Source organism: Holdemanella sp., from assembly GCF_056804935.1.
This window is the reverse complement of record NZ_DBMEXE010000182.1, coordinates 1-3265: the sequence shown is the minus strand read 5'-3', so window position 1 is coordinate 3265 and position 3265 is coordinate 1. Positions and strand designations below refer to the sequence as shown.

Genomic DNA, 3265 nt, shown 5'->3' with positions numbered 1-3265 from the left:
TTCATAACAATAGTGTACACCAATACACTATTAAAGTGCATAAAAAAATAAATAATCTTAAATCGCGAAATTTTGAAGATCATTTCATGCGTAATCACTAATTTTAAAAAAACATCTTGCGATTTGAAAAAAGGCTTGCTATAATTGTATAGCACTTACTTTGGGTCAATATGACTTAAGGCGGAAGGAGGATACATCGATATGAAACAAGGAATTCATCCTAATTATCATAAAGTTAAATGTATCTGTACATCTTGTGGTGCAGAATTCGAAACAGGTAGTACAATCAAAGGTGATGAATTACGTGTAGATACTTGCAGTAACTGCCACCCATTCTTCACAGGTCGTCAACGTTTCGCTGCTGCTCAGGGACGTATTGAGAAATTTAACAAGAAATATGGTTTGAAGTAGTAATATAATGACAGTGTCAGAAGTGGCACTGTTTTTTTTATTTTGGTTATAAAAAAATCGTTATTAAAAATTAAATACCCTTTAAAATAGACATTTCAAGCTTGTTTGGTTATATTAAAATGATCAAATGTACACGAGAAATAACTGCGGTATTTGAAAACTTCTATTGCTACGTTTATAATAAAGACAATAAATTAAAAATAGTGAGGTGTATTAAAGTGAAAAGAGCTAAAAGAATGGATGTATTTCAATCTTCTATATTTACAGAATTGAAAAATATGAAGCTGGATTATACACAAAGAACAGGAAATGAAACAATTGATTTTTCAGTTGGATCGCCAAATATTGCGCCTGAACCATCTATTATGAAGGTACTGCAAGAATCAATTATGGTTCCAGAAAACTATAAGTATGCGATCAATGAATTACCTGAAATGAAATCAGCAATCCACGATTGGTATAAGAACCGTTATAATGTAGAGCTAACATATGATGAAATGATCTGTCTACAAGGATCTCAAGAAGCTTTAAGCACTTTGTTTTTAGCTATGTGTGATCCAGGTGATATTGTATTGGTGCCTGACCCTTATTACCCAATTTTTAGTGATGGGCCAAAGATTGCAGGGGCTAAAGTTGAATATATGCCTTTGTTGCAAGAGAATAACTATGTTATTCAATTGGATCAAATTGATGAAGAAATTGCGAAAAAAGCGAAGATGATGATTGTATCTTATCCAAACAATCCAACTTGTGCTATAGCACCAGATTCATTCTATGAAGAGTTGATTCAGTTTGCGAAGAAATACGATATTGTAGTTTTACACGATAATGCATATAGTGAACTTGTATTCGATGGTAAAGTTGGAAAGAGTTTCTTATCTTTTGAAGGAGCTAAAGAAATAGGAATTGAATTGAATTCTTTCTCGAAAACATATGGAATGGCCGGTGCAAGACTTGGTGTGTGTGTTGGTAATAAAGAAGTGATTGATTGTTACAATACTCTTAAATCAAATATGGATTATGGAATCTTCTTACCTATACAATATGCAGGCATTGAAGCACTAAGACATGGAGGCGCAAGCATTCACTCAACTTGTCAGGCTTATCAAGATCGAAGAGATGCTCTATGTGAAGCATTTGATGAAGTAGGATGGCATATTGATAAGAGTCCTGCAACAATGTTCGCATGGGCAAGAATTCCAGATCAATATGAAGATTCATATGCCTTCACAAAAGATTTGATGGAAAAAACAGGTGTTGTCGTTACACCTGGCCAGGCTTTTGGCGTTCATGGTACAAGATATGTGCGTTTAGCTCTTGTTCAAGATATTGAGGACATCCAAAAAGCGGCAGAAAGAATAAAAAAATCTGAAATTTTTAAGTAAAGTGCAAAAATTTGCACTTTTTTTTCGTATAAGAGTATATGAAGTGTAATCGATGTCAAAATGAAGATCCTAAATTGTTTGCGTATGATCATGGAGTTTATTATTGTCGTAAATGCATTGATTTTTCTAGGTTGGAGGTTAATGAAAAAATAAATCCGGTTAAATTGAAGCATAGAACGTGGAAGGGTAAACCTAAACTTGATTATGAACTCACTGCTTCGCAAAAATGTGCAAGTCACGAAGTATATCAACATTTAAGTAAAGGAAAAGACGTAATACTTTACGCCAGTACAGGTGCCAGGCAAAACAGAAATTTGTTTTGAAAGTATCTGTGGATATTTAGCGCAAGGAAAGAAAGTAGGGTTTGCAATCAGTCGAAGACAGGTTGTTCTTGAAATCGCAAATCGTTTGCGGATAGCGTTTCCTGAATTAAGTGTATGTGAAGTGGCTCAAGGATATACCCAAGTTACAGATGCAGACCTTATTGTATGTACTACACACCAGTTGTATCGTTATCCATATGCCTTTGATTTATTAATTTTAGATGAGTTAGATGCCTTTCCTTTTGTGGGCAACGAAGTACTTCAGGCCATAGCGAATCAGGCGTGTATTGGACAAAAACTAATGTTGAGTGCAACACCAGACAAAGAGAGTATGGAACTTGTGAAGCAAAAGAAAATAGAGCTTGTGTGTTTGTTTGAAAGGCCACATAAACACCCGTTGATTGTGCCTAAAGTGATACAGGTATCTATTTTAATTCAAGTATGGATTGTAATTTATTTGTGCATAAAATTCCAAAAAGAGGGAAAACAAACATTGGTTTTTGTCCCTCGAAAAAATGATGGAAAGTGGATGAAGATGATTCTAAATGTATTTGTGAAGACAGATTTTATTCATTCTTCTACACAGAATAAAGATGAAATTTTAGATTGCTTTCGCAATAAAGAATTGAGTGCACTAGTTTGTACCACACTATTAGAAAGAGGAATCACGATTCCAAGCGTTCAAGTTGTTGTTTTTAAAGGAGATCATTCAGTCTTTACCACGGCCAGTCTTATTCAGATTTTTGGGCGTGTGGGAAGAAGTTTTAAAGATCCAGAGGGAAAGGGTGTGTGTTTATGTCAAGCTTCAAGCGAATCTATCAAAGATTGTGTGAGTCAAATTACGAAGATGAACGATACTGTTTATGTTGCCACAAAAAAATGAGTGAAATTCGCAATTTTGAGATTTTCTTTTATAATGATCTTTTGATATGTCCGGATTGTTCAAAAAATTTCAAGCTACATAAACAAGTCTATAATATAGATGGTATCCCTTTATATGTTCTCTATGAGTATGATGAGTTTTTAGAGAGGTTGTTTTTTCAGTATAAGACACATTTAATAAATTAGGATATAAAGCTAAAATCAACACTCATACAACGTCTTATATAAATTGACTTCTGGGCATATATCTTTATTTCGAATGCC

At 33.9% G+C, this 3265-nt stretch carries 4 protein-coding genes; all 4 read left to right on the top strand.

Annotation, left to right across the window (positions count from 1 at the left end; genetic code table 11):
* Positions 1 to 201: 201 nt before the first annotated feature.
* Complete coding sequence (gene rpmE, locus ACZQCL_RS07840) at positions 202 to 411, top strand: 50S ribosomal protein L31 (protein ID WP_003865737.1); 210 nt, start codon at positions 202 to 204, stop codon at positions 409 to 411.
* Between the two features lie 218 nt (positions 412 to 629).
* The gene (locus ACZQCL_RS07835) at positions 630 to 1796 is read left to right on the top strand and encodes an aminotransferase class I/II-fold pyridoxal phosphate-dependent enzyme (protein WP_118116148.1); all 1167 of its coding nucleotides are present in this window, start codon (positions 630 to 632) and stop codon (positions 1794 to 1796) included.
* Positions 1797 to 1834: 38 nt separating this feature from the next.
* Positions 1835 to 2119 (top strand): hypothetical protein, encoded by a 285-nt coding sequence (locus tag ACZQCL_RS07830; protein WP_199519647.1) that lies wholly within the window; start codon positions 1835 to 1837, stop codon positions 2117 to 2119.
* Entirely contained in the window at positions 2091 to 3002 is a 912-nt protein-coding gene (locus tag ACZQCL_RS07825) for a helicase-related protein (protein WP_227992870.1), read from the top strand. The genes ACZQCL_RS07830 and ACZQCL_RS07825 overlap by 29 nt, the downstream gene beginning before the upstream one ends.
* Positions 3003 to 3265 lie beyond the last annotated feature (263 nt).

Bases quoted from the DNA above. Each gene is read 5' to 3' on its own strand.
- rpmE (WP_003865737.1), top strand. From the start codon at position 202: ATGAAACAAGGAATTCATCCTAATTATCATAAAGTTAAATGTATCTGT.
- ACZQCL_RS07830 (WP_199519647.1), top strand. From the start codon at position 1,835: ATGAAGTGTAATCGATGTCAAAATGAAGATCCTAAATTGTTTGCGTAT.